We start from the raw sequence: 23,723 nt of genomic DNA, 5'->3' as shown, positions 1-23,723 counted from the left end.
GTTGAGCGAGGGAACGCTCAACGACCGGGGGAACAATCGCGATCGTTGAGCGAGGGAAGGCTCAACGACCGGGGGAACGATCTCGGTCGTTGAGCGAGGGAGCGCTCAACGACCGGGAGAACGATCCCGGTCGTTGAGCGAGCGAGCGCCAGCGACCGAGACGAAACGCCTCGGAGCCCGCGGCTACGCCAGGTCGAGTTCCACGGTCGCGAAGGAGTGCGGCGGCAGGGACACGGTCAGCACACCCGCGTCGACCGAGGCCTCGAGCGAGGCGGGCGCGACGGCGTCGGGGGTGCCGGGAGTGTTGTGGGCTGCGGCATCCGTCCCCGTGAGCACCCGGGCGCGACGCACCGAAGCCGAGCGGCCGCGCAGGTCGACCCGCACGTCCAGCGCCTCCTCGAGCGACAGGTTCGACAGCGACAGCAGCGCCGACCCGTCACGGGTCGAGGCCGAGACCGAGAGGCCGGGCACACCGTCCGCCGCGGCCGGCGACGAGAGCACGTGCGCGGCCAGGGCGGTCGCGTCGTGGTGGCCGCGGTTCATCTCGAACACGTGGTAGGTCGGGGTGAGCACCATCGCGCCGTCGTCGTCGGTGAGGATCATCGCCTGCAGCACGTTGAGGGTCTGCGCGATGTTCGCCATCTTCAAGCGCCCGGCGTGGCGGTGGAAGGCGTCGAAGTGCACGGCGGCGACCAGGGCGTCGCGCACGGTGTTCTGCTGGAACAGGAAGCCGGGGTTGGTGCCGGGCTCGACGTTCCACCAGGTGCCCCACTCGTCGAGGATGAGACCCACCTTCCGGTCCGGGTCGTACGAGTCCATGACGGCCTCGTGCCGGCGGATGACGCGCTCGATGTCGATCGCCTTGCGCATCGTGCCGTAGTACTGCTCGGCCGAGAACTCGACGGCGGGCTCGGTGTTGATGCCCGCGCCGGCGTGCGAGTAGTAGTGGAACGAGATGCCCTGGAACACCGGCGCCGGCTGCGAGCCGCAGGTGAGGCATCCGAGCGACTCGATGAGCGCGCGCGTCCAGGTGATGTCGTCGTCGGAGGCGCCGGCGGCGATGCGGTAGAGCTCGTTGCCGCCGTGGTTGCGGCAGAACGTGCCGTAGCGGCGCGCCTCGAGCGCGTACTGCTCGGCGGTCATGTTGCCGCCGCAGCCCCACGCCTCGTTGCCGATGCCCCAGAACGGCACCTTCCAAGGTTCGTCGCGCCCGTTCTCACGGCGCAGGCGCGCCATGGGGCTGTCGCCGTCGCGCGTCAGGTACTCGACCCACTCGCTCATCTCCCGCACGGTGCCACTGCCGACGTTGCCGTTCACGTACGCGTCGGCGCCGAGCATCTCGCACAGGTCCATGAACTCGTGCGTGCCGAAGTGGTTGTTCTCCACCACGTCGCCCCAGTGCGAGTTGATCATCTGCGGGCGGCTCTCGCGGGGTCCGATGCCGTCGCGCCAGTGGTACTCGTCGGCGAAGCAGCCCCCTGGCCAGCGGAGGTTCGGGATGCCGAGCGCCCGGAGCGCCTCGACGACGTCCGAGCGGATGCCCCGCACGTTCGGGATCGCGGAATCCTCGCCGACCCAGAAGCCGTCGTAGATGCAGCGGCCGAGGTGCTCGGCGAAGTGGCCGTAGAGGTGGCGGCTGATGACGTCGCCGGGGACGTCGAGGTCGATGACGGCGCGGGCCGTGGTCACAGATTTCTCCAGTCGGATGCGGGGGTGAGGGGAACGAGCGACGGGCGCGCCGCGGTGGTGCGCAGCGGAACGCGCACGCCGGATGCGGCCGAGGCCGACAGGGCCGTCATGATCTCGAGGACGTGCAGCGCGATCGCCCCACTCGCCCGCCCGTGACCGGCGACGAAGTCGAGCAGGCCGATGCCGCGACCGGAGTCCGCATAACCCGCCGACGGCTCGAGGGTCTGCCACGAGCCGCCGCTGCCGGGCCCGCCGGTGCCGTGCAGCTGCACGTCGCCCTCGAACATGTTGGGATCGGGCACGATCAGCGACCCGTCGACGCCGTGCACCTCGATGGGCGCCGCGGTCGAGCGGACGCCGTCGAAGCTCATGGTCACGGTCGAGATCGCTCCGGACGCGTGATGCAGGATGCCGGTGAGGTGGGTGTCGACGTCGACGTCGATGCTCTCCCCCGCCCGCGGCCCGGTGCCGATCACGCGCACGTCGCGCGAGCGCGACGCGGCGCCCGACACGGCCTCGACGGGCCCGAGCAGCTGCACGAGCGAGGTGACGTAGTACGGGCCCATGTCGAGGAGCGGGCCGCCGCCCTCGCGGTAGTAGAAGTCGGGATGCGGATGCCACGACTCGTGCCCCGCCGAGATCCACATCGCGGATGCCGACACCGGCCGGCCGATCCGCCCGTCGTCGATCGCCGCGCGCGCGGTCTGCACACCGGCGCCGAGCACGGTGTCGGGCGCACCCCCGACGCGGACGCCCGCGGCGGCCGCGGCATCCGTCACCCGCGCAGCGTCGGCGAAGGTCGCCGCCAGCGGCTTCTCGCCGTAGACGTGCTTGCCGTGCGCGATGGCGGCCAGCGCCACCTCGGCGTGCGCGGCGGGGATGGTGAGGTTGAGGACCGTGCCCACGCCCGGGTCGGTGAGCAGCTCGTCGGTGGTGAGCGCCCGGGATCCCGGGATGCGCTCGGCCGCGGCCTGCGCACGCGAGGCGTCGAGGTCGGCCACGGCCACGATGCGCACACCCGGGGCTGCCTGGAGCGTCTCGAGGTACTGACCCGAGATGTGCCCGAGCCCGACGATCCCGACGTCGCGCACCGTGCCGCCCGTCACCGTGCTGCCCATAGCAGTCCGCGCTCGATGATCGTGCGGACGTTCGGGTCCTGCAGCACGTCGAGGCTGTGCCCGGGCGTCGACACGAAGACGCGGCCCTGACCCCACTCGCGCGTCCACACCGCGGGCGAGACGATCGGCCGGTGCCACGGGTGGTAGGGCTGCACCGGGTGGGTCGTCGTCGCGAGCACGTCGATGAGATCGTCGTGCAGCACCCAGTACTGCTCGGTGGTGAGGCGGAAGTCGTCGATGCCGGCGGTGATCTCGTGCCTGCGGCCGAGGTCCGTGAGCTCGACGGTGTAGTCCAGGTAGTTGTCGGCCGGGTCGCCGTGGACCTCTTCGGGGTGCTTCGACGGGTGGGTGGCGAACTGGCCGCCCACGAGCTGCAGGTAGTCCGAGCTGGCGCGGAACGAGTCGGCGATGCCGCCGTGCCAGCCGGCGAGCCCGGTGCCGGCGGCCACGGCGTCGCGGAGTCCGCGCACAGCCTCGTTCGACGCCTGCGACATCGTGACGGACTGCAGCACGAGGTCGGTCGCGGCCATGCGGTCGGCGTCGGCGTACGCCTGCGGGTCCTCTTCGATCGAGACGTCGAAGCCGCTCTCGCGGAGGAACGGGAGGAACAGCTCGGTCGCCTCGACCGGATGATGGCCGTCCCATCCGCCGCGGACGACGAGGGCGGTGCGGGTCATGAGGGGATCCCTTCCGTGGGGTGCTCGGGGGCGTCGACGGCGCCGGACGCGACCGTCGTGAGGATGCTGTCGTGGGCGGCGCTCTGCTCGACCGCGGCCAGCACGCGCTGCACCTGCGTCGCGTCGGCGAAGGTGGGCGACACCGGGATCTCGCCGGCGACGGCGCGGACGAAGTCGACGGCCTGGTGCGTGAACAGGTGCTCGTACCCCAGTCCGTGCCCGGCGGGCCACCAGGCTCCGGCATACGGATGCCGCGCCTCTGTGACCTGCACGCGCCGGAAGCCCTGCGCGTCGTCGTCGGCGGCGTCGTACACCTCGAGCTCGTTCATGCGCTCGAAGTCGAACGCGATCGCGCCGCGGTCGCCGTTGATCTCGATGCGGTTCGCGTTGCGCCGGCCGGTCGCCATGCGGGTGGCCTCGAAGACGCCGAGGGCGCCGCCGTCGAAGCGGGCGGTGAAGGCGGCGGCGTCGTCGACGGTGACCGGCAGCCGGTCGGTGGTGTCGGCGGCGACGCCGCCGAGCCCCTCCACCGCCGAGCGGCGCGGCCGCGAGGTGACGAAGGTGCGGATGGTGGCCGAGACCGACGCGATGTCCTGGCCGGTGAGCCACTGCGCGGTGTCGATGCTGTGGGCCCCGATGTCGCCCAGCGCGCCGGAGCCTGCCCGATCGCGATCCAGGCGCCAGGTGTGAGGCGAGTCGGGGTCGCTCAGCCAGTCCTGCAGGTACTGGGCGCGGACGTGCCGGATCTCGCCGACGCGTCCCTCCTCGATGAGCCGGCGGGCGAGGGCGAGCGCGGGCGTGCGGCGGTAGCTGAAGCCGCACATGGCCACGACGCCGGAGCGAGTGGATGCCGCGGCCGCGGCATCCGTCATCTCCTGCGCCTCGGCGACCGTGTTCGCGAGCGGCTTCTCGCAGAGCACGTGCTTGCCGGCGGCCAGCGCGGCGAGCGCGATCTCGGCGTGGGTGTCGCCCGGAGTGCAGATGTCGATCGCGTCGATGTCGTCGCGCTCGACGGCCTCCCGCCAGTCGACGGTGTGCTCCGGCCACTCCCAGCGCGCGGCGGCCTCGGCGGTCGCGTCGGCGCGGTGGCCGACGAGCAGCACCGGCTGCGCCGAGAGCGGCAGGTCGAAGAAGCGCGGCGCGGTGCGCCAGGCGTGGGTGTGCATGCGGCCCATGAAGCCGGTGCCGATCAGCGCGATCCGCAGCGGCGATGTCGTCGTCGTCATCGGGTGTGCCCTTTCCAGCCACAGACGATGCCACCGCGCGCGCGGCACCGCGAGATTGTTGCGCAAAACCTCGGCCTGCGCGAAGGTGGTGCCGTGTCTGCGCGCGTGAACCTCACCGCGGTCGCGGCGGCGGCCGGCGTCAGCGTGGCGACCGCGTCCCGCGCCCTGTCGGGTCGAGGCGACCTCGCGCCCGCGACCCGGCGCCGTGTGCTGGCCGCCGCCCGCGCGCTGGGCTACACCCGAGACCCCGCCGTGGGCGGACGCCCGCCGGGGTCGGCGCGCCTGGTCGACCTCGTGCTCGGCTGGTTCCACAACGCCTACTCCGACGAGGTGACGGCCGGCGCACGCAGCGCCGCCGCTGCCGCCGGCTACGACCTCGTGCTGACAGAGGAGCGCGACACCCCCGACGACGACTGGCCGATGCGGATCCGCCGGCGCGGATCGGCGGGGGTGGTGCTCGGGCTCATCTCGCCGACCGCGTCGCAGCTGGCGGCGCTGAACGATGCCGAGATCCCGGTCGTGCTGATGGATCCGCAGGCCGAGACGTCACGCGGCCTCACCAGCGTGCGCACGACGGACCGCGAGGGCGGAGCGGCCGCGGCGAGGCACCTCGCCGAACGCGGCGCCACCCGGTTCGCGGTCGTGCTCGGATCGCCGCCGTATCGGTACGGTCGCGCGCGCAACACCGGCTTCCGCGAGGCGCTGCGACTCGTCCGTCCGGACGCCGATCTGACGGCGGTGCAGGCCGACTGGGGCGGAGCGTCCGCCTGTGAGGCCGCCCTGCCCGTCCTGCGCGGTCTCCGGCCCGGCGAACGGCTCGGCGTCTTCGCCTGCTCCGACGAGATGGCCGCCGGCGTGTACGCGGCCGCGGCGGCCACAGGGCGACGGGTTCCCGACGACGTGCTCGTCGTCGGATTCGACGACCTGCGCGGCGCACGCTGGCTCACCCCACCCCTCACGACCGTCCGCCAGCCGATCCGCGAGATGGCGGCGGCCGCCGTCACCGCGCTCACCGACGCCGCCGCCGGCGCTGCGCTGCCGCCCTCGCCGATCGTCCTCCCGACGCAGCTCATCGCCCGCGGCTCCACCTGAGCGCTCCCGGGGTCCCCGGATTCCGCGCCCGACCCGATCCCGACAGGTCAACCGCGCTTCCGCAGGAGGTTGAACCGTTCCAACCTGCTGTGGAGTCGCGGTTGACCTGTTGAGTGACGGGGTGAAGACCCCGAGCCACAGAGAAGAGCGGATGCCGGCAGCCGCGGGATCCGGACGGACCGGCGGCCGCGGCATCCGAACCGGACGAAACGTCGCGACCGGGCGCGCGGGGCACGCGAGTAGCGTGGGAGCACGTCCGACGGAAGGCCCTCCATGTCCACCACCGCGCAATCCGTTACCCCCAGCGGGGCTCCCGGCGATCGCCCCTCGAGGAGCAACCGCCCCGCGAGGAGTGAGTCGGAGCTGCAGCAGATGGCGAAAGACCACCTGTGGATGCACTTCGCCCGCCAGTCGGTGATGACCGAGGGTCCCGGGGTGCCGATCATCGTCAAGGGCGAGGGGCATCACATCTGGGACTCGCGGGGCAAGCAGTACATCGACGGCCTGTCGGGCCTGTTCGTCGTCGCGGCAGGGCACGGTCGCCGGCGACTGGCGGAGGTGGCGGCCAAGCAGGCCGAGCAGCTGGCGTTCTTCCCCATCTGGTCGTACGCCCACCCGGCGGCCATCGAGCTCGCCGATCGGCTCGCCGACTACGCGCCCGGCGACCTCAACAAGGTGTTCTTCTCGACCGGCGGCGGCGAAGCCGTCGAGACCGCGTTCAAGCTCGCCAAGTACTACTGGAAGATCCAGGGCAAGCCCACCAAGCACAAGGTGATCTCGCGGGCGGTCGCGTACCACGGCACGCCGCAGGGCGCGCTCGCGATCACCGGCATCCCGGCGATGAAGGAGATGTTCGAGCCGGTCACCCCCGGCGGCTTCCGAGTGCCGAACACGAACTTCTACCGGGCAGCCGACATGGGCGCCCCCTCGGACGACCTCGAGGCCTTCGGCGTGTGGGCGGCCGACCGCATCGAGGAGATGATCCAGTTCGAGGGGCCCGACACCGTCGCAGCCGTCTTCCTCGAGCCCGTGCAGAACTCCGGCGGCTGCTTCCCGCCGCCTCCCGGCTACTTCCAGCGCGTCCGCCAGATCTGCGACAAGTACGACGTGCTGCTCGTGTCGGACGAGGTCATCTGCGCGTTCGGACGCGTCGGCCACATGTTCGCGTGCGACGCCTACGGGTACGTGCCCGACATGATCACCTGCGCGAAGGCCATGACCAGCGGGTACTCCCCGATCGGCGCGACCATCGTCAGCGACCGCATCTACGAGCCCTTCGCCCACGGCGACCGCGCGTTCTACCACGGCTACACCTTCGGCGGGCATCCCGTCTCAGCCGCGGTGGCACTCGAGAACCTCGACATCTTCGAAGAGGAAGGCCTCAACGAGCGGGTGCGCGAATACTCCCCGCTGTTCCGGTCCACCCTCGAGAAGCTCACGGATCTGCCGATCGTCGGCGACGTGCGCGGCGACGGCTACTTCTTCGGGATCGAGCTCGTCAAAGACAAGGCGACGAAGGAGACGTTCGACGACGACGAGTCCGAACGACTGCTGCGCGGGTTCCTGTCGAAGGGCCTCTTCGACGCCGGTCTGTACTGTCGCGCCGACGACCGCGGCGACCCTGTGATCCAGCTCGCGCCGCCGCTCACGATCGGGCCGAAGGAGTTCGACGAGATCGAGCAGATCCTCCGCAGCGTGCTCACGGAGGCGTGGACGCGCCTCTGAGGCGGTAACATTCGCCGCCCGGGGTTATTGTTGGCGCGTGGGAACGATCTACTACGGCGGCGGCGCGATGCCGATTCACATCGAGGACCGCGCACTGGCGCACCTCAAAGTCGTCATTGCGACCAAGCTGCGACGCGATGAGAGCTTCACGGTGTCCTGGACCCACCCCGACGACCAGCCTCGCGGGCGCAGCACGATCTGGCTGCACCCGTCGATCCCGCTCCGGTTCGTGTTCGATGATCCCGAGCCCGCGCAGCTCAGCCGCGACTGGATCGAGGACCTCGCGAACTCGGCCAGCTCGACCGGCGGCATCCTGCTCGTCGCCGAGCACTTCGACACCGGGCCGGTGGAGGTGCCGGATGCCGCAGCGGGCCTCGGAGACGGGGCAGACCTATCGCTCGGCAAGGTCGACGTCGAGCACATCGACGTCGACCGCCTGACCGTCGCCGGCACCGAGGTCACGGCGGACGACGTCACCGCGTAGGCGTCGCGACGGCTGGGCCTTCCGCAGCGGCCGGGACCGCTCCGCAAGTGAGCGCTCCGCTCGACGCCGCACCGGCTCTTACGAAACCTCCGGCGCGACCGGCCCGTCGTCCTCGCTCGGCTCGGGAAGGATCGTGAGCCCGCTCGGTCCGCTGGCCGCGAGCATCAGATCCTCGACCCATTTGCGGTTGATGCGCGGCTGACGGCTGCCGAAGAAGTGGAACTGGATCGGCACCGAGGGGTGGATCCAGAAGCTCCGGCGGCCGCTGCCGTCGCCGATCTCGACGTCGAACATGAACGGCTCGGACCGGCGCAGCTTGTTCATCATCACGATGCGCAGATGTGCCAGCGTGCGGTCGTCGATGTCGACCGAGTTGGCGTTCGTGTCGTAGATGAACCGTCCCATGGCAGGAGCCTACTGCCGGATCATCGCGGCGCGAATGCGGCAGCGAAAAGCGCGCGAGCACGCCGCGCTACGGCGGGTCGCTGTGCGGGATCCGCGCGGGCCAGCTCGGTCGCCAGCATCCCTGCCGCGAGCGTCACGTCATCGGTCTCGATGTGGGTTCCGACCCGACCCGATTCGCGATCGCGGATCACCAGACGGTCCACCAGCGCCTGGAAGCGGGCGCCCAGGACGGCCACCCGAGGGTCTGTCAGATCGGCGGTGAGGAGCTCGATGAACGCGGTCGAGACGACCGCCTGCTCGACCAGGCGGTCGAACAGGTCGTCGATCGTGCGTTCGGGGTCGGAGGTGTACTCCTCGAGGTCGCGCACGTTGTCTTCGAAGACGGCGACGGCCAGGGCCGTGCGATCGGGGAAATGGCGGTACAGGCTGCCCTGCCCGACGCCGGCGCGCTTGGCGACGGCGCTGAACGGCGCGCCGAGGCCGCCTTCGGCATAGACCTCGCGGGCGGCGGCGATGAGCGCACGACGATTGTCGGCCGCGGCGGCGGGGCCACGATTCTGGCGGGGATGCGCACGGGGGGATGCGGTGCTGGGCACGGGTGTAGCCTAGTACCGGACAACGCCGTCCGGTAGGAGCCGCCCCGAAGGTTCCTCCACCCCGGACCCGCAGCCCGCCCACACTGCATGAAGAAAGGGAAAGAACACGCCATGAGCACCACCACCACCGCTCCGCTCACCGGAGCGTCCACCATCCAGACCTGGCTCGACGACCCTGCCGGCGGCGCCGCACTGCGCGGCCTCCTCGCCCAGGGCGGCCAGAGCGCCGACGCGCTCGCGCCGATCGCCTCGCTTCCCCTCGCGAACCTCGTCGCCATGAGCGGCGGCGCCTTCCCGCAGGCAGCCCTCGACGCGCTGATCGCACAGGTCAACCCCGGCGCCGTCGCCGCCGAGCCCGCCGCCGAGACCCCGAAGGCCGAGTGGGCCGAGAAGATCACGGCTGGGCGCTTCACGGGTCAGACCGTCATCGTCACGGGCGCCGGTTCCGGCATCGGCCGTGCCACCGCCTCGCGCGTGGCGCGGGAAGGCGGTCGGGTGATCGCGGTCGACGTCAGCCAGGAACGCCTCGACGAGTTCGTCGCCGCGCACAGCGGTGCGGACGTCGTCGCGCTCACCGCCGACATCACCGACGATGAGGGCGTCGCCCGCATCATCGAGGCGGCCGGCGACAGGATCGACGCCCTCGCCAACATCGCCGGGATCATGGACGACATGACCCCGGTCGGCGATGTCACCGACGCCGTCTGGGATCGCGTGTTCCGCGTGAACGTCACCGGCACGATGAAGCTCATGCGCGCCGTCATCCCGGCGATGCTCGCGCAGGGCAGCGGCTCGATCGTGAACACGTCGTCCGAGGCATCCCTCCGCGGCTCGGCCGCCGGTGCCGCGTACACCGCGTCGAAGCACGCCGTCGTCGGCCTCACGAAGTCGAGCGCGTTCATGTACGGCCCGAGCGGCATCCGTGTCAACGCCGTCGCTCCCGGCGCCGTGATCACCAACATCGAGGCGAAGTTCAACTCGCCGCTGGGCGCCGACCGCGTGCGCACCGGCATGGCGGTCATGGCGCCGCCGGTGACCCCGGACCGTCTGGCTGCGTCGATCACGTTCCTGCTGAGCGATGACGGCGTCAACGTCAACGGCCAGAACCTGGCCAGCGACGGCGGCTGGTCGGCCGCCTGAGACCCGCGACGCCCCGGTGGACCCGAACCACCGGGGCGTCGCGCATCACCCGGCGCAGCGGTCAGAACGGCCAGATGAGCGGAACGTAGAAGACGGCGACGGCGAGGAAGAACAGCGCGAGCGGCAGCCCGAGCTTCCAGTAGTCGCCGAACCGGTACCCCGCCGGCTCCATCACCATGAGGTTCGCAGGCGTCGCGATCGGCGTGAGGAACGCCGCCGCACCGGCGACAGTGAGCGCCATCATGAACGGCTGCACCGACAGGTCGAGAGCCTGCGCGACCGAGATGGCGATCGGCGCGACGATGAGCACCGTCGCGGTGTTGCTGATCAGCTGGCCGAGCACGACGGTGATCGCGCACAGGGCGAGCAATGCGACGTGAGGACCGGCGTCGCCGAGCAGCGACAGCATGCCGTCGGCCACGAGGTCTGCCGTGCCCGTGCTGCTGAAGGCCGTCGAGAGCGGGATCATCCCCGCGATGAGCACGACAGTCGTCCATGAGATCGAGTGGTACGCCGCCGTGACGGTGACCGTACGGGTGAGGACGAGCGCGCACGCCGCGAGCAGCGCGGCGACCGCCGGCGGCACCAGACCGGTGGCGAGCAGCACGATCATCGCGAGCAGGATGCCGATCGCCCGCTTGGCGCCGCGCCCGAGCGGCACCGACCGGCGCAGCTGCGCCGGGTCGTCGACCGCGAGCACCGCGGGGTCCTGGGCCCGCCGCGTCAGGTCGTCCCACGCTCCCTGGAGCAGCAGGGCATCGCCGGACTGGACGATGAACTCGGTGCCCTTGAGGTGCTCGTCGCCCCGCCGAGCCGCGAGCACGACGAGGTCGCCGTCGGGTGTCGTCATACCCGCGCACACGCGCGTGCCGATCAGCGGCGAGCGCGGTGCCACGACCACCTCGGTCACTCCGGTGTTCGGGCCGAGGAGCACGCCGGTGTCGAGCGTGAGCGAATACTGCTGGCGGAGCATGCGCGCATGCCGCACCAGGTCGACGGGCATGATGGCACCCTTCCGCTCCGGCACCAGGCGACCCCCGAGCAGCAGGATCACGAGCGTGCCGAGGAGCACCGGGATGCCGACCAGCGCGAATTCGAAGAACCCGAACTCCCGTCCCCCGGCGCCGGCGGCGAACTCCGACACGATGATGTTGACGGGCGTGCCGGTGAGCAGCAGGAGCGAGCCCGCGGAGGCCGCGAAGGCGAGCGGCATCAGCAGCTTCGACGAGGCGATGCCGGCGCGGGCGGCGACCACCACGACGAGCGGGAGCAGCGCGGCGACGGCGCCGTTGATGCTGATGAGCGCCGTCAGCCCCGCCACCAGCAGGGCGGTCACGAGGACGAGCGTGGTGCGCTTCGTGCCGGCACGGCCGATCACCTTCTGCCCCGCCCACGCCGTGACACCGGTCGCATCCAGCGACTCGCTCACCACGAACAGCGCGGCGATGAACACCACGGTCGGATCGCCGAACCCCGCGAGCGCCTCGGGCAGCGTCAGCACGCCGGTGAAGAAGAGCGCCAGCGCGACGCCGATGGCGACGATCCCGATCGGCACGCGGTTGCTCACGAACGCGATCACCGCCAGCACCAGGATGACGAGTGTTGCGGTGACGGGATCCACGGCCCCAGCGTAGCCACCGCGCTCGCGGAGCCGCCCCCGCGGAGCCGCCCTCGCGGAGCCGCCTCGCGATCGCCGCTCGGTGAATCGCTTCACTTGCGCTGAACGTACGCTCCCCGCGGCGATCCGTGTACGTTCAGCGCAAGTGAACCGGTCGGAGTTCGGGGGCGTGAGAACGAATGCATGCCACGAACGATCAGCCGCGGAGGACCGCCAGTCCTGCGACGTCATAGGCGAGCTCGACGGCCTCGAAGATCGCCGCGTCGATGGTGCGGGGGGCGAAGGCGTCGCCGATCACGACGACCCGCGGCGCGGCATGAGGCTCCGCGGTCAACCCGGGGAAGCCGACTGCCGCGCGCGGCTCGATGGCGACGACCGCGTCGACGCCCGGGATCATCTCGACGGCACCGGTGAGCGTGTCGCGCACTGTCACCACCCCGGGCTCGATCCCCTCCACCCGGTGTGCCGGGCGTCGCTGGAAGCCGCCGTGCGCGCCCAGACGCTCGAGCAGCAGCGGCCGGTCGTACCCGGCGCCGATGTGCGGGAACACCGTCTCGAAGGGCGTGATGAGCTCGAGCTCGTCGACGCGCTCGAGGAGCGTCAGCACGATCCCGGCGGCGTACGCCGTGCCATCGGCATCCACGACGGCGATCCGCCGGCCGAGCGGCGCCCGGCCCGCCTCCGGCGACACCGCGGCGAAGGCGTCGATGGTGCCCGCGGCGGGGAAGCCGCCCGTGTACGCGCCGCCGAGGGCGAGCGACGTGCCGGCCGGCGCGACGGCGCCCGCGGCGACCACGATGCCGTCCGCGGCTTCATTGCCCAGCGTCTCGGCGGTGGCATCGACGCCGAGACGCACCTCGACGCCCGCCACGGCGAGGTCGCGCACGAGGTCGTCGACGAGCAGCCCGACGCTCTCGCGCCCCGGCACGCGGCGAGCGAGCCGCAGCTGGCCGCCGAGCTCGTGCGCCCGTTCGATCAGGGTCACGGAGTGCCCGTCGGTGGCGAGCTCGACGGCGGCGCGCATGCCGGCCGGCCCTCCCCCGACCACGATCCACCGCTGCGGCGACGCCGTGCGCGGCCGCTCGCGCCGTTCGAGCTCACGCCCGGCGAGCGGGTTCACCGTGCACGACATCGCGAGTCCCCGACTGCCGCGGCCGAGGCATCCCTGATTCAGACGGATGCAATGACGGATGCCGCGCTCGGCGCCGTCGACCGGCTCGAGCCCGATCAGCTTGCGGCCGAGGTCGGGGTCGGCGATCTGCGCTCGCGTGAGCGCCACCATGTCGGCGATTCCCGAGGCGACGACCTCCTCCGCCTCCTCGACGGAGCGCGCGGCACCGACGCCGAACACCGGCACGTCGGGGTTCGCGGCCTTCACCGCTGCGACGTCGTCGCGGAGCCACGCGTACGGCATGGGCGAGGACGGGAAGACGTAGTGGACGTTGTGGTAGCCGCCGGCGGCGAGGTCGAGGAAGTCGATGCGTACGTCGGCGCGCAGCCGCGCGATGACCTCGCGCATGCCGGCGCCGTCGATGCCGTCAGGGTGGAACTCGTTCGCGACGATGCGGATGCCGACGGTGAAGTCGTCGCCCACCCGCTCGCGCACGGCCCGCAGCACCTCGCGCGGGAACCGCGTGCGCCCCTCGAGGTCGCCGCCGTACTCACCGGCGCCATATTCATCCGTACGGGAGTTGTAGAGGGGCGAGAGGAACTGGTGCAGCAGGTAGCCGTGCGCCATGTGGATCTCGACGCCGTCGAACCCGCCGTTTCGCGCGTTCTCGGCCGACAGCGCCCAGCCCTCGACGAGCGCAGCGATATCGGCACGGTCCATCTCGCGGGTGGCGTGCGCGGTCGACGGCGAAAGTATGCGCGACGGGGCATACACCGCGCGGGGACCCTCGGGTCCGTCGGGCTGCGCCTGCGCGCCGTGGTGGTTGAGCTGTACGAAGATCTTCGCGCCCGCCTCGTGCACGGCATCCGTCATCCGCTGCGACGCGGCGACGCCCTCGGCACGGTAGGCGTCTTCGAATCCGCGGATCGACCCGGTCGGGTGCACGAAGTGGTTGCCGGCCACGAACAGCCCGCAGCCGCCGCGCGCCCGGCGCACGTAGTACGCGGTCTCGCGGTCGGACTCGACGCGGTCGGAGTACTGCTTCGAGTGCGCCGTCTGCATGATGCGGTTCGGCACGGTGACCGCGCCGATGCGCAGCGGCTGCGCGAGGACGGACGAACGGATGCCGGGGCTCGCGGTCATGCCCCCGAGCCTAGGTCCCCGCGTGCCACCGCCCCGCGCGCGGCTTCCCCCCTGTTCACTTGCGCTATACGTACGCCGCGCCCGCCGTTTCGCGTACATATAGCGCAAGTGAACGAGGATCCGCGGGGGCCGCGCGCGAGCGTGATTCAGAGGCGGGCGAGGGCCTGCTCGAGGTCGGCGAGGAGGTCGGCGGCCGACTCGATGCCGACAGACAGCCGCACCACCTCAGGCGGGACGGCGAGCTCGGTGCCCCGCACCGACGCGTGCGTCATCTCGTCCGGGTAGTTCATGAGCGACTCGACGCCGCCGAGCGACTCGGCGAGCTGGAACAGACGCGTCGATTCGGCGAAACGCCGAGCGGCAGCGGCATCCGCCAACGCCACCGAGACGATCCCGCCGAAGCCGCTCATCTGGGCGGCGGCGAGCTCGTGCCCGGGATGCGACGGCAGGCCGGGGTAGTACACCCGGGCGACGCGGTCGTGCGAGGTCAGGAACTCCGCCACCGCCTGCGCATTCTCGCTGTGCCGCTGCATGCGCAGGGCGAGCGTCTTGATGCCCCGCGTCGTCAGCCACGCATCGAGCGGACCCGAGACCGCGCCGACCGCGAACTGCAGGAACTTCACCTCGCCGTAGAGGGCCTCGTCGTTCAGCACCAGGGCGCCGCCGACGACGTCGGAATGCCCACCGAGATACTTCGTCGTCGAGTGCACCACCACGTCGGCGCCGAGGGCGAGCGGCTGCTGCAGGGCGGGCGACGCGAACGTGTTGTCGACCACGACGAGGGCGCCCGCGTCATGCCCGAGGCGCGCCAGTCCCGCGATGTCGGTGATGCGCAGCAGCGGGTTGCTCGGCGTCTCGACCCACACGATGCGCGCCGGGCGCTCCTCGAGGGCCGCCCGCACGGCGTCGAGGTCGCTCATGTCGACGACGCGCACGCCGATGCCCCACGCGCCCAGCACACGGGCGATGAGGCGATACGTGCCGCCGTAGACGTCGTTGCCGAGCAGCACCTCGTCACCGGGCTTGAGCGCGGCGCGCAGCAGCGCGTCCTCGGCGGCGAGTCCCGACGCGAACGACAGCGCGTGCGCACCCCCTTCGAGTGCGGCGAGCTGCGTCTGGAGCGCCGTGCGGGTCGGGTTGCCGCTCCGGCCGTACTCGTAGCCCTCGCGGAGCCCGCCGATGCCGTCCTGTGCGTACGTCGTGGAGAAGTGCACCGGCGGGATCACGGCCCCGGTGGTCGGGTCGAACGCCTGCCCGGCGTGCACCGCGCGGGTCTCGAAGCCGTGGTCTTTCGTGGGCTCGGTCATGCGGGTGCTCCTTCTTCGGGGACGGTTCCGGATGCCTCGGGGCCGGGGAGTGCGCCGCGTGCAGGCGTTTCGTCTCGCTCGTTCCTCGCTCGCTCAACGACCGGAACCTCCGCGGGAACCTCAGCTCGCTCAACGACCGGAACCTCCGCGGGACCCTCAGCTCGCTCAACGACCGGAACCTCCGCGGGACCCTCAGCTCGCTCAACGACCGGAACCTCCGCGGGAGCCCCGGCTCGCGCGACCGAGACCTCCGCCGGGACGTCGAAGCCGTGGTCGCGCATCCAGTCGTCGTCGTAGAACCGGTTGAGGTAGCCGCGCCCATGGTCGGGCAGCAGCACGACGACGACGGCGTCGGCGGGCAGATCGCGGGCCGTCCGCAGCGCCGCGACGACCGCCATCCCGCTCGATCCCCCCACCAGCAGCCCCTCTTCGCGGGCGAGGCGACGGGTCATCTCGAACGTCTCGGCGTCACCGATGCGGTGGATCTCGTCGGGCACCGCGGGGTCGTAGCTGTCCGGCCAGAAATCCTCGCCGACGCCCTCGACGAGGTAGCCGTGCAGCGGGCCGCCCGAGTAGATCGACCCCTCGGGATCGGCTCCGACCACGCGCACCCCGCCGTCCGACACCTCGTGCAGGTAGCGGCCCGTGCCCGTGATCGTGCCGCCGGTGCCGATGCCCGCGACGAAATGGGTCACCCGGCCGTCGGTGTCGTGCCAGATCTCCGGGCCGGTCGTCTCGTAGTGGCTCAGCGGCCCGTTCGGATTCGCGAACTGGTTCGGCTTGAACGCCCCCGGGATCTCGCGGACGAGCCGGTCGGAGACGCTGTAGTACGAGCGGGGGTCTTCGGGCGGCACGCTCGTGTCGGTCACCACGACCTCGGCACCGTAGGCCCGCAGCACGTCGACCTTCGCACCCGCGAACTTGTCGGGCACAACGAAGATCATGCGGTACCCGCGCTGCACGGCGACGAGGGCGAGCCCCACGCCGGTGTTGCCGCTCGTGGGCTCGACGATCGTGCCGCCGGGCTTGAGCTGCCCGTCGCGCTCGGCGGCGTCGATGATGCGGCGCGCGATGCGGTCCTTGGTGGAGCCGCCGGGGTTGAAGTACTCGACCTTTGCGAGCACGGTGGCGGCGATGCCCTCCGTGACGCGGGTCAGGCGGACGAGGGGGGTGTTGCCGACGAGGTCGGCCACGCTCTGGGCGTAACGCACGATGAGTCCTGGAGTGTTGCCGCGCGGGAGCGCGGAGGGTTGGCGGGGTCGCGGGGGCCTGCGCGAAGCGAACGCTTCAGCAGCAGGGGCGACAACACCGACAGGTCAGCACGGGCGCCAGTCTAGACGCTCACCGCGGCGGCGTCGAGGATGACCCGACGGCCGGGCGCGAAGGCGTCGACGACGAAGGCGGTCACCAGGTCGCGACATACTCCGATCTGCGGACCAGCGCGGCCTGCTCCACGAGCGGCAGCGAGCGGTCGACGGCCTGCACGATGCGGCGGGCGACCTCGGGCGAGCTCAGCTCGTAGTTCGCGAAGTCTGTTGTCGACGCGTACACGCCGATCGGCAGCGTGAGCGCCTGGAAGAACCCGAACAGCGGCCGCAGCTGGTGCTCGATGATCAGCGCGTGCCGTTCGCCGCCGCCGGTCGCCGCGAGCAGCACCGGCGTGCCGACGAGGTCGTATTGGCCGACGAAGTCGAACAGGTGCTTGAACAGCCCGGTGAATGACGCCCGATAGACCGGGCTCGCCACGATCAGCAGGTCGGCGGACTCGATCGCCTGCAGCGCGGCCTCGACCTCGGGTGCGACATCCTCGCGCGTCAGCGCCCCCGCGAATCCCGGCCCGAGGGCGGCGATCTCGACGAGCTCGATCACTGCGGGAATGCGCTGGGCGACGCCCGCCAGGATGCTGCGGACCAGAGCAGTCGTCCGGCTGGGCTCCTGGAGGGACCCCGACACCCCTACGACGCGGATCGGGCGGTCCCAGATCGTCGAGCCGATCGTGGATTCCTTGACAGGCTCCGTCACACCGGCACCACGTCGAGCGACGGTGCCGGGCCGACCGCGGCGAGACGCCCGCGCGAGCGCGACCACTGGCTCCACGAGCCCGGGTAGACGACCACGTCGATGCCGGCCAGCGCGCCCGCCAGTGCGGTGTGCGTCGCGGCGATGCCGGAGCCGCAGTAGGCCGCGACCGCCACACCGTCCGCGACACCGGCGGCAGCGAACTCTGCGCGGATCTCGGTGGGCGGGCGGAATCTGCCGGCCGTCAGGTGGACGGTCGTCGGGAGGTTGACGGCGCCGGGGATGTGACCGCCTACGGGGTCGAGGGGCTCGGCGTCTCCTCGATACCGCTCCGGTGCCCGCACGTCGAGGAGCAGGCCGTGGTCGGGCCACTCCTCCACGCCGTCGATGTCGGCGATGCCGTCGGTGATCTCAGCGAGCACGATGTCGCCCGGCGGCTTCGGCAACACATCGCCCGTCTCGAGCGGCAGCCGTTCGGCGAGCCAGCCGCGCAGCCCTCCGTCGAGCACACGCACGTCGGCGAGCCCCGACCGCGTGAGCACCCACCATGCGCGCGCCGCGGCCACGGAGTGCACGTCGTCGTACGCGACGACCGTGTCGCCGTCGCGGATGCCCCAGCGCCGCGCCGCGGCTTCGAGCTGCGCGCGCGACGGCAGCGGGTGCCGCCCTTCACGGGGGTCGCCCCGGCGGGCCAGCTCGTGGTCGAGGTCGACGTACACCGCGCCCGGCAGGTGCCCGTCGAGGTACTCCGGGCGGCCCTCGGGCCGGTCGAGCCGCCAGCGCACGTCGAGGATCCGCGGCGGGGTCCCGCCGCGGATGAGGTCGGCCAGCTCGGTCGGCGAGATGAGTGGGGAAGGCATGTGGTCATGCTGGTCGGCAGGCGCGAACGGCGAAACGCCGTGACGACACACGCCGCGATACGGCGTCACGCGACGTCACACGAGGGGAGTCAGGCCGGCGGGGACGCCTCGGATCGGGCGTTCGGTGTGTCTCGGCCCGAATGCCTGGCGGTACGGGTGCGGGGGCCTAGCATGCGGCCAAGACACCAGTGGAGGAATCGGATGCCGCATTCCCGCGTGACACGCGAATCGAGGCCGCCGCGGGGCGCCCGCACCGCCCGAGTGCTCGCCGGGATCGCCCTCGCCGCCGCGCTCACACTGTTGGCAGGCTGTGGCAATGGCGGGATCCCGCTCCCGACCGCTCTGCCGACCACGCTTCCGACGGACGGGCCCACGAGCCTGCCCACGGCGCTTCCCACGCGCACCCCGATCCTGCCGACGCGGTCGCCCGCGCCCACCGCCGAGCCGACCACGGCGCCCGAGCCCACCACGCCGCCCGAGCCCACCGCCGAGCCCGAGCCCACCGCCGAGCCGACGCCCGAGCCCACCGTGGCGGAGCCGGCGCCCCCAGTGGCGCCTGAGCCCACGACGGCGCCCGGGCAGGAGTCGACGGCGACACCCGCACCGACGCCGAGCGCCACCGCGTCGCCGTCGCCGTCACCGTCGCCGTCGCCGACGTCGGCTTCCCCGTCGCCCACCGCGGACGCGGGCGACAACGCCGCGTCGCCGATCAACTGGGTGCCGTGGGTTTTGGTACTGGTCCTGCTCGTCGCGGCAGCCGTGATCTACCTCATCGTGCGCCGGCCCCGGCCGAAGCCCCCGACCGGCGCCTGAGCGGCGCCGTCAGCCGCGGAGCGCCAAGGCGAACGGCAGCACGGCGGCGGCCCCGGCGCGCCGGACCTCACGCGCGGCGATCGTCAGGGTCCAGCCGCTGTCGACCCGGTCGTCCACGAGGAGCACCGGACCCGCGGGGATGTCGAGACCCACGGCCGAGACGCGATCCCACACCCCGGCGAGCCGGAACGCGCTGTTGCCGCCCGGCTGGCCCGTGGGGCCCCCGTCGACGAGCTCGAGGGAACCGAGGAACGGCAGTCGGCCGATCTCGGCGATACCCCGGGCCAGCGAGTCGACCAGCTGCGGCTTCGCACGAGACGGCATCGCGACGACGGCGACCGGACGACTCTCCCAGCCCCATTCCGCGAGCACCCGCACGCACGCGGCCAGCACGTTCGGCGGCACGGGCGCGTCGGCGGCACCTGCCGCGAACAGCTCGCGCAGGACGCCGCCCCAGCCGAGATCGGTGAGCCGCGCGAGCGCACGGCCCTCGCCCGCCTGCTCGTCCACGGGAATGCGGCCCTTGACGGGCACACCCAGCCGATCGGCGCCGGTCGGCCACTGCCGCCGCGGCTCGATCGGCACGCCGACGCGGTCGAGGGCGGCGGCGGCGGCATCCGTCGCTCCGGCGGCGATCTCCGTCGGGAACCATGCGCCCGCGCAGTTGTCGCACCGCCCGCAGGGCACCGCGGTGTCGTCGTCGAGCGAGCGCTGCAGGAACTCCATGCGGCAGCCCGACGTCTCTTCGTACTCGATCATGTGCTGCTGCTCGGCGACCCGCTCGGCCGCGATGCGGCGATAACGCTCCTCGTCGTAGGTCCACGGCTCGCCGGTCGCGATCCACCCGCCGCGCACGCGGGCGACCGCACCGTCGACGTCGAGCACCTTCAGCAGCAGCTCGAGCGGCGTGCGGCGGATGTCGACCACCGCTTCCAGCGCGGGCGTCGACATCGGCCCGCCCGCCGCGGCGAGGGCCGAGAGCACGCGCTCCGCGCGGTCGCGGTCGGGCATCGACGCCGTGGCGAAGTACTGCCAGATGTCGCGGTCCTCGACTCCGGGGAGCAGCAGCACGTCGGCCGACGCGGTGGCGCGCCCTGCGCGACCGACCTGCTGGTAGTACGACACCGGCGACGACGGCGCGCCCAGGTGCACCACGAAGCCGAGATCGGGCTTGTCGAACCCCATGCCGAGCGCGCTGGTCGCCACGAGCGCCTTGACGCGGTTGTCTTTCAGGAGCGCCTCGGACTCTTCGCGCTCGTCGGTGTCGGTCTGCCCCGTATAGGCCCGCACGTCGTAGCCGCGGTCGCGCAGCAGGCGCGCCGTGTCGTCGGCCGCCGCGACCGTCAGCGTGTAGATGATGCCCGAGCCAGGCAGGTCGCCGAGGTGGCTGATGAGCCAGGCGAGCCTGCTCGGAGAATTGGGCAGACGCAGCACCCCGAGCCGCAGCGAGGCTCGCGCGAGCGGACCGCGGATCGTCAGGACTTCGGATGCCGCGGCATCCGTCCCCCGACCTTCGGCGCTGCCGGCATCGAGCTGCTCGGCGACGTCCGACACGACACGGCTGTTCGCCGTCGCCGTCGTCGCGAGCACCGGCACGCCGGCGGGCATGCGCGCGATGAGGTCGCGCAGGCGCCGGTAGTCGGGGCGGAAGTCGTGACCCCAGTCGCTGATGCAGTGCGCCTCGTCGACCACGAGCAGTCCGATGCGCGCGACGAGCTGCGGCAGCTGCTCGTCGCGGAACGCCGGGTTGTTGAGCCGCTCGGGCGAGACGAGCAGCACATCCACCTCGTCGCGATCGAGCTGGGCGAGCACGTCGCTCCACTCGTGGGCGTTGGTGGAGTCGATCTTCACCGCGCGCACCCCTGCCCGGGCGGCCGCCGCGATCTGGTCGCGCATGAGCGCGAGCAGCGGCGAGACGAGCACCGTCGGCCCGGCGCCGCGGCGGCGCAGCAGCAGCGTCGCGACGAAGTAGACCGCCGACTTGCCCCACCCGGTGCGCTGCACCACGAGTGCCCGCCGGCGGTCGTCGACGAGGGCCTCGATCGCCTCGTACTGCCCGTCGTGGAAGTCGGCGTCGTCGCGCCCGACGAGCGCGCGCAGCACCTCGAGGGCCTCGGTGCGGGTCGTGGTGGTGGCTGTCACGGTCTCCACCCTGCCCGATGTCGCCGACAGTGCGGGGGCTCCGCCGCGAACTGGGGATGCGACACGTCGTCGCCCGGCTGGGGAGGAGGCACGGCGGGAAGCGGGCTTTCGACAGGTGCCCGCCCACCTCGGAGGGGCCTGCGGGCGCCCGAGCCGCGTGTTAGCGTGAGCCGCGACGGGAGGAGGCGGCAGGTGCTCGAAACGCTCGTCCTCGCGCTGCGTCTGCTCGCGGAGGTCTTCGGCAGCGTGCTGCGCCCCCTCGCGGAGCTGGTCGCTTCGGTGGCGACTCCCGACGCCGGCGCACTGACGGTGGCCGCCGCGACCACCGCCGCAGCCGCCCTCGCCGCGCTGGCGCTGCTCGCGGTCGCGGTGGCGCTCTTCGCCGCCCCGGCGTTCGCCATCGCCGCTGCGCCGCATCCGCGCCGGGCGATCGCCGACGCCACCCGTCTGACCGAGTCCCACCCCGACGCGCCCGGGCACTCGCGCCCCCGAGCGCCGGGTTCCGTGGCACCGACCACGTAGTCGCCGACGCGCCCTCCCGAGGGCCGACGTCGATGCCGTCGTGGCCGCACGCCACGACCCGCACTCGACGATCGGACTCACACCCTTGGACCTCTACGCCTTCCCGCCCATCGCCGCGATCCTCGACGCGGCCTATGCCCTCCTGATGTGGCTCGCCACGCTGCTCGAACCGCTCGCCGGGTCGGCGGCGGCTGCGGCATCCGTCATTCTGCTCACGCTTCTCGTGCGAGCGGTGCTCGTTCCTGCCGGCATCGCACAGGCGAAGGCCGAGCAGACCCGCAGCCGTCTCGCCCCGCGACTGCGGGAGCTGCAACGGCGCCACAAGCGCGACCCGGAACGGCTGCAACGCGAGACGATGAAGCTCTACGCGGACGAGAACACGTCGCCGCTGGCGGGCTGCCTGCCGATGCTCGCGCAGGCGCCGGTCGTCGCGGTCGTGTACGCGCTGTTCCTCCATCCTACGATCGCCGGCCACGCCAACGCCCTGCTGGCCGAGGAGCTCTTCGGCGTGCCGCTCGGCGCGAGTCTTCTGGGCACGGTGGCCGCCGGCGCCACCACGGCGACGGTCTTCGGCGTGTTCGCGGGCGTCGTCGCGGTCATCGTGGTGGTCGCCGAGATCACGCGACGCGCCTTCCGCCCGCCGGTCGACGACTCACCCGCCCCCTCGCCGCTCGCAGGCGCGGGCATGGTGCGGCTGGCCGGCGCACTGCAGTTCACGACCGCGGTGTTCGCGCTGTTCGTGCCGCTGGCTGCGGCGCTGTACCTCGCGGTCACCGTCTCGTGGACGCTGGTGCAGCGCGTGGCGCTGCGCCGCGTCTACCCCTTGGCGGCGACGTGAGCGGTGGCCTCCCCTGCCACGGGGGGATGATGGACGGATGCGTTCCCTTGCCTCGCTGACCGACGACGGCGCGAGCTTCGTCTCGGACTATCACCTCGCGACCCTGTCGACGATCGGCAGGGACGGGGCGATCCACGTCGTGGCGGTCGGCTGCACGATCTCGGACGGCGTCGTGCGCATCATCACGTCGGACGGAACGCAGAAGGTGCGCAACGTCGAGCGCGATCCGCGGGCCACGGTGGCACAGGTCGCCGGACCCCGCTGGCTCAGCATCGCGGGCCATGCGACCATCGAGCGCGACCCCGATGCGGTCGCGTACGCGGTGGCGCTGTATGCCGAGCGGTACCGTCAGCCGCGAGTGAATCCGCGGCGCGTGGTGATCCGCCTCGACCCGGTCACCGTGATGGGCTCGGCCGGCCTGTTCGCATAGACCCAGAGCAGGATGCCGCCCGCACCTGCTACGACGGCGGTGCCGGCAGGCTCGCCACGGCGTGCGACGTCGGCTCTTCCGGCGGCGTGTGAATAATTTCCGCTTGGAGGTTTTTCGCCCTGCGCTCGGTATCATCGGCATATGACCGCGACACCCGACGAGATCCCCCGCAGCAGGGGACGCTATGCGAAGGGGATCGCGCGGCGCCAGGAGATCCTCGACAAGGCGATCGAGGTGTTCGCACGGCGCGGCTCGCAGAAGACGAGTCTGCGCGCGATCGCCGAGGAGGTCGGGGTGACGCATGCCGCGCTCACGCACTACTTCGGCTCGCTCGAAGAACTGCTCGTTGCGGTCTATCGCGAGTCCGAGCGCAAGGCCGGCACCACGAAGGCGGCTTCGCCGCCGGACTCCAGCCCCGCTATGGCCATGCGGGTGTCGGCCGAGGAGAATCGTTCGATCCCCGGCCTCGTGCAGCTCTACTCGACGCTCGTCGCCATGGCGCTCGAAGACAACCATCCCGCCGCGCAGGCGTTCGCCAGCGATCGCTTCACCCGGCTCCGGCACGACATGGCGGAGCAGGTGCGCGGGCTGCAGGCATCCGGTCATGTCCGTCCCGATCTCGACCCGACGCTCGTCGCCGCTCTCGTGATCGCCGCCTCCGACGGCCTGCAGACACAGTGGCTGCTCGACGCGACGGTCGACCACGAGGCTGCGCTGGAGATGCTGGACCGCCTGCTCCGCGGCGGCGCTCCCCGCTGACGCAGTCCG

The 23,723-nt window shown here is 72.0% G+C and carries 21 protein-coding genes and 1 pseudogene; 9 read left to right on the top strand and 13 right to left on the bottom strand.

Going from position 1 to position 23,723, the window contains the following annotated elements:
- Window positions 1-183 precede the first annotated feature (183 nt).
- The 4 genes from B2K11_RS13340 to B2K11_RS13325 are packed head-to-tail and all read right to left on the bottom strand — an operon-like array spanning window position 184 to window position 4,710.
- The gene (locus B2K11_RS13340; RefSeq protein ID WP_163618769.1) at window positions 184-1,689 is read right to left on the bottom strand and encodes an alpha-L-arabinofuranosidase C-terminal domain-containing protein; all 1,506 of its coding nucleotides are present in this window, start codon (window positions 1,687-1,689) and stop codon (window positions 184-186) included.
- Entirely contained in the window at window positions 1,686-2,807 is a 1,122-nt protein-coding gene (locus tag B2K11_RS13335) for a Gfo/Idh/MocA family oxidoreductase (protein ID WP_163618768.1), read from the bottom strand. Before B2K11_RS13335 ends, B2K11_RS13340 begins: the two co-directional genes overlap by 4 nt.
- Window positions 2,792-3,484, bottom strand: a complete 693-nt coding sequence (locus B2K11_RS13330; RefSeq protein WP_163618767.1) for a ThuA domain-containing protein — start codon at window positions 3,482-3,484, stop codon at window positions 2,792-2,794. The genes B2K11_RS13335 and B2K11_RS13330 overlap by 16 nt, the downstream gene beginning before the upstream one ends.
- Window positions 3,481-4,710: a Gfo/Idh/MocA family oxidoreductase gene (locus B2K11_RS13325; RefSeq protein WP_163618766.1), complete on the bottom strand. Its 1,230-nt coding sequence runs from the start codon at window positions 4,708-4,710 to the stop codon at window positions 3,481-3,483. The genes B2K11_RS13330 and B2K11_RS13325 overlap by 4 nt, the downstream gene beginning before the upstream one ends.
- 93 nt (window positions 4,711-4,803) lie before the next feature.
- Between B2K11_RS13325 and B2K11_RS13320 the strand changes: the two genes are divergently transcribed.
- The 3 genes and pseudogenes from B2K11_RS13320 to B2K11_RS13310 form a co-directional block, all read left to right on the top strand.
- Window positions 4,804-5,802, top strand: a complete 999-nt coding sequence (locus B2K11_RS13320; RefSeq protein ID WP_239526050.1) for a substrate-binding domain-containing protein — start codon at window positions 4,804-4,806, stop codon at window positions 5,800-5,802.
- 273 nt (window positions 5,803-6,075) lie between these two features.
- Window positions 6,076-7,527 (top strand): aspartate aminotransferase family protein, encoded by a 1,452-nt coding sequence (locus B2K11_RS13315; protein ID WP_163618765.1) that lies wholly within the window; start codon window positions 6,076-6,078, stop codon window positions 7,525-7,527.
- Window positions 7,528-7,564: 37 nt separating this feature from the next.
- A pseudogene (locus B2K11_RS13310) lies at window positions 7,565-7,855 on the top strand (hypothetical protein); the annotation flags it as partial.
- Window positions 7,856-8,089: 234 nt separating this feature from the next.
- Here the strand turns inward: B2K11_RS13310 and B2K11_RS13305 are convergent.
- Both B2K11_RS13305 and B2K11_RS13300 read right to left on the bottom strand, forming a co-directional pair.
- Window positions 8,090-8,416, bottom strand: a complete 327-nt coding sequence (locus B2K11_RS13305) for an ATP-dependent DNA ligase (protein ID WP_163618764.1) — start codon at window positions 8,414-8,416, stop codon at window positions 8,090-8,092.
- A 20-nt stretch (window positions 8,417-8,436) separates the two neighbouring features.
- Window positions 8,437-9,012, bottom strand: a complete 576-nt coding sequence (locus B2K11_RS13300; protein ID WP_163618763.1) for a TetR/AcrR family transcriptional regulator — start codon at window positions 9,010-9,012, stop codon at window positions 8,437-8,439.
- Window positions 9,013-9,123: 111 nt separating this feature from the next.
- Here B2K11_RS13300 and B2K11_RS13295 point away from each other — a divergent pair, with 111 nt between their 5' ends.
- Window positions 9,124-10,152 (top strand): SDR family NAD(P)-dependent oxidoreductase, encoded by a 1,029-nt coding sequence (locus tag B2K11_RS13295; protein ID WP_163618762.1) that lies wholly within the window; start codon window positions 9,124-9,126, stop codon window positions 10,150-10,152.
- 61 nt (window positions 10,153-10,213) lie between these two features.
- Here B2K11_RS13295 and B2K11_RS13290 read toward each other — a convergent pair whose 3' ends face one another.
- From B2K11_RS13290 to B2K11_RS13265, 6 genes are all read right to left on the bottom strand, one after another.
- Entirely contained in the window at window positions 10,214-11,773 is a 1,560-nt protein-coding gene (locus B2K11_RS13290; protein ID WP_163618761.1) for an SLC13 family permease, read from the bottom strand.
- Window positions 11,774-11,966: 193 nt separating this feature from the next.
- Window positions 11,967-14,024 carry an NAD(P)-binding protein gene (locus tag B2K11_RS13285; protein WP_163618760.1) on the bottom strand — a complete coding sequence of 686 codons (2,058 nt, stop codon included), beginning with the start codon at window positions 14,022-14,024 and terminating at the stop codon, window positions 11,967-11,969.
- A gap of 146 nt (window positions 14,025-14,170) precedes the next feature.
- Complete coding sequence (locus B2K11_RS13280) at window positions 14,171-15,331, bottom strand: cystathionine gamma-synthase (RefSeq protein ID WP_163618759.1); 1,161 nt, start codon at window positions 15,329-15,331, stop codon at window positions 14,171-14,173.
- Entirely contained in the window at window positions 15,328-16,542 is a 1,215-nt protein-coding gene (locus B2K11_RS13275) for a pyridoxal-phosphate dependent enzyme (protein ID WP_239526042.1), read from the bottom strand. Before B2K11_RS13275 ends, B2K11_RS13280 begins: the two co-directional genes overlap by 4 nt.
- Before the next feature lie 193 nt (window positions 16,543-16,735).
- Entirely contained in the window at window positions 16,736-17,353 is a 618-nt protein-coding gene (gene msuE, locus B2K11_RS13270) for an FMN reductase (RefSeq protein WP_239526040.1), read from the bottom strand.
- Entirely contained in the window at window positions 17,350-18,210 is an 861-nt protein-coding gene (locus B2K11_RS13265) for a sulfurtransferase (RefSeq protein ID WP_163618758.1), read from the bottom strand. Before B2K11_RS13265 ends, msuE begins: the two co-directional genes overlap by 4 nt.
- A 216-nt stretch (window positions 18,211-18,426) precedes the next feature.
- On the opposite strand from B2K11_RS13265, the gene B2K11_RS13260 reads away from it, so the two are divergent.
- A complete protein-coding gene (locus B2K11_RS13260) occupies window positions 18,427-19,023 on the top strand; it encodes a hypothetical protein (protein WP_163618757.1) in 597 nt (198 codons plus the stop codon).
- A 9-nt stretch (window positions 19,024-19,032) separates the two neighbouring features.
- On the opposite strand, the gene B2K11_RS13255 is transcribed toward B2K11_RS13260, so the two are convergent.
- Window positions 19,033-21,165, bottom strand: a complete 2,133-nt coding sequence (locus B2K11_RS13255) for a DEAD/DEAH box helicase (protein WP_163618756.1) — start codon at window positions 21,163-21,165, stop codon at window positions 19,033-19,035.
- Window positions 21,166-21,357: 192 nt separating this feature from the next.
- On the opposite strand from B2K11_RS13255, the gene B2K11_RS13250 reads away from it, so the two are divergent.
- The 4 genes from B2K11_RS13250 (at window position 21,358) to B2K11_RS13235 (ending at window position 23,714) form a co-directional block, all read left to right on the top strand.
- A complete protein-coding gene (locus B2K11_RS13250; RefSeq protein ID WP_239526039.1) occupies window positions 21,358-21,687 on the top strand; it encodes a DUF6412 domain-containing protein in 330 nt (109 codons plus the stop codon).
- A gap of 85 nt (window positions 21,688-21,772) precedes the next feature.
- Window positions 21,773-22,525 (top strand): membrane protein insertase YidC, encoded by a 753-nt coding sequence (gene yidC, locus B2K11_RS13245; RefSeq protein WP_163618790.1) that lies wholly within the window; start codon window positions 21,773-21,775, stop codon window positions 22,523-22,525.
- A gap of 37 nt (window positions 22,526-22,562) precedes the next feature.
- Window positions 22,563-22,955, top strand: coding sequence for a TIGR03618 family F420-dependent PPOX class oxidoreductase (locus B2K11_RS13240; protein WP_163618755.1), 393 nt, complete (start codon window positions 22,563-22,565; stop codon window positions 22,953-22,955).
- Between the two features lie 141 nt (window positions 22,956-23,096).
- Window positions 23,097-23,714 (top strand): TetR/AcrR family transcriptional regulator, encoded by a 618-nt coding sequence (locus B2K11_RS13235; protein ID WP_163618754.1) that lies wholly within the window; start codon window positions 23,097-23,099, stop codon window positions 23,712-23,714.
- The last annotated feature ends 9 nt before the right edge of the window (window positions 23,715-23,723 follow it).

This window comes from Microbacterium sp. B35-30, assembly GCF_010634855.1.
Classification (GTDB): Bacteria; Actinomycetota; Actinomycetes; order Actinomycetales; family Microbacteriaceae; genus Microbacterium.
The sequence above is the reverse complement of the archived record's forward strand: the minus strand, read 5'-3'. Positions and strand labels throughout refer to the sequence as shown.

Excerpts from the sequence above, each read along its gene's own strand:
- B2K11_RS13325 (WP_163618766.1), bottom strand. The coding sequence starts at position 4,710 with ATGACGACGACGACATCGCCGCTGCGGATCGCGCTGATCGGCACCGGC.
- B2K11_RS13265 (WP_163618758.1), bottom strand. The coding sequence starts at position 18,210 with ATGCCTTCCCCACTCATCTCGCCGACCGAGCTGGCCGACCTCATCCGC.
- B2K11_RS13305 (WP_163618764.1), bottom strand. The coding sequence starts at position 8,416 with ATGGGACGGTTCATCTACGACACGAACGCCAACTCGGTCGACATCGAC.
- B2K11_RS13330 (WP_163618767.1), bottom strand. The coding sequence starts at position 3,484 with ATGACCCGCACCGCCCTCGTCGTCCGCGGCGGATGGGACGGCCATCAT.
- B2K11_RS13285 (WP_163618760.1), bottom strand. The coding sequence starts at position 14,024 with ATGACCGCGAGCCCCGGCATCCGTTCGTCCGTCCTCGCGCAGCCGCTG.
- B2K11_RS13235 (WP_163618754.1), top strand. The coding sequence starts at position 23,097 with ATGACCGCGACACCCGACGAGATCCCCCGCAGCAGGGGACGCTATGCG.
- B2K11_RS13280 (WP_163618759.1), bottom strand. The coding sequence starts at position 15,331 with ATGACCGAGCCCACGAAAGACCACGGCTTCGAGACCCGCGCGGTGCAC.
- B2K11_RS13295 (WP_163618762.1), top strand. The coding sequence starts at position 9,124 with ATGAGCACCACCACCACCGCTCCGCTCACCGGAGCGTCCACCATCCAG.
- B2K11_RS13315 (WP_163618765.1), top strand. The coding sequence starts at position 6,076 with ATGTCCACCACCGCGCAATCCGTTACCCCCAGCGGGGCTCCCGGCGAT.
- B2K11_RS13335 (WP_163618768.1), bottom strand. The coding sequence starts at position 2,807 with ATGGGCAGCACGGTGACGGGCGGCACGGTGCGCGACGTCGGGATCGTC.
- B2K11_RS13240 (WP_163618755.1), top strand. The coding sequence starts at position 22,563 with ATGCGTTCCCTTGCCTCGCTGACCGACGACGGCGCGAGCTTCGTCTCG.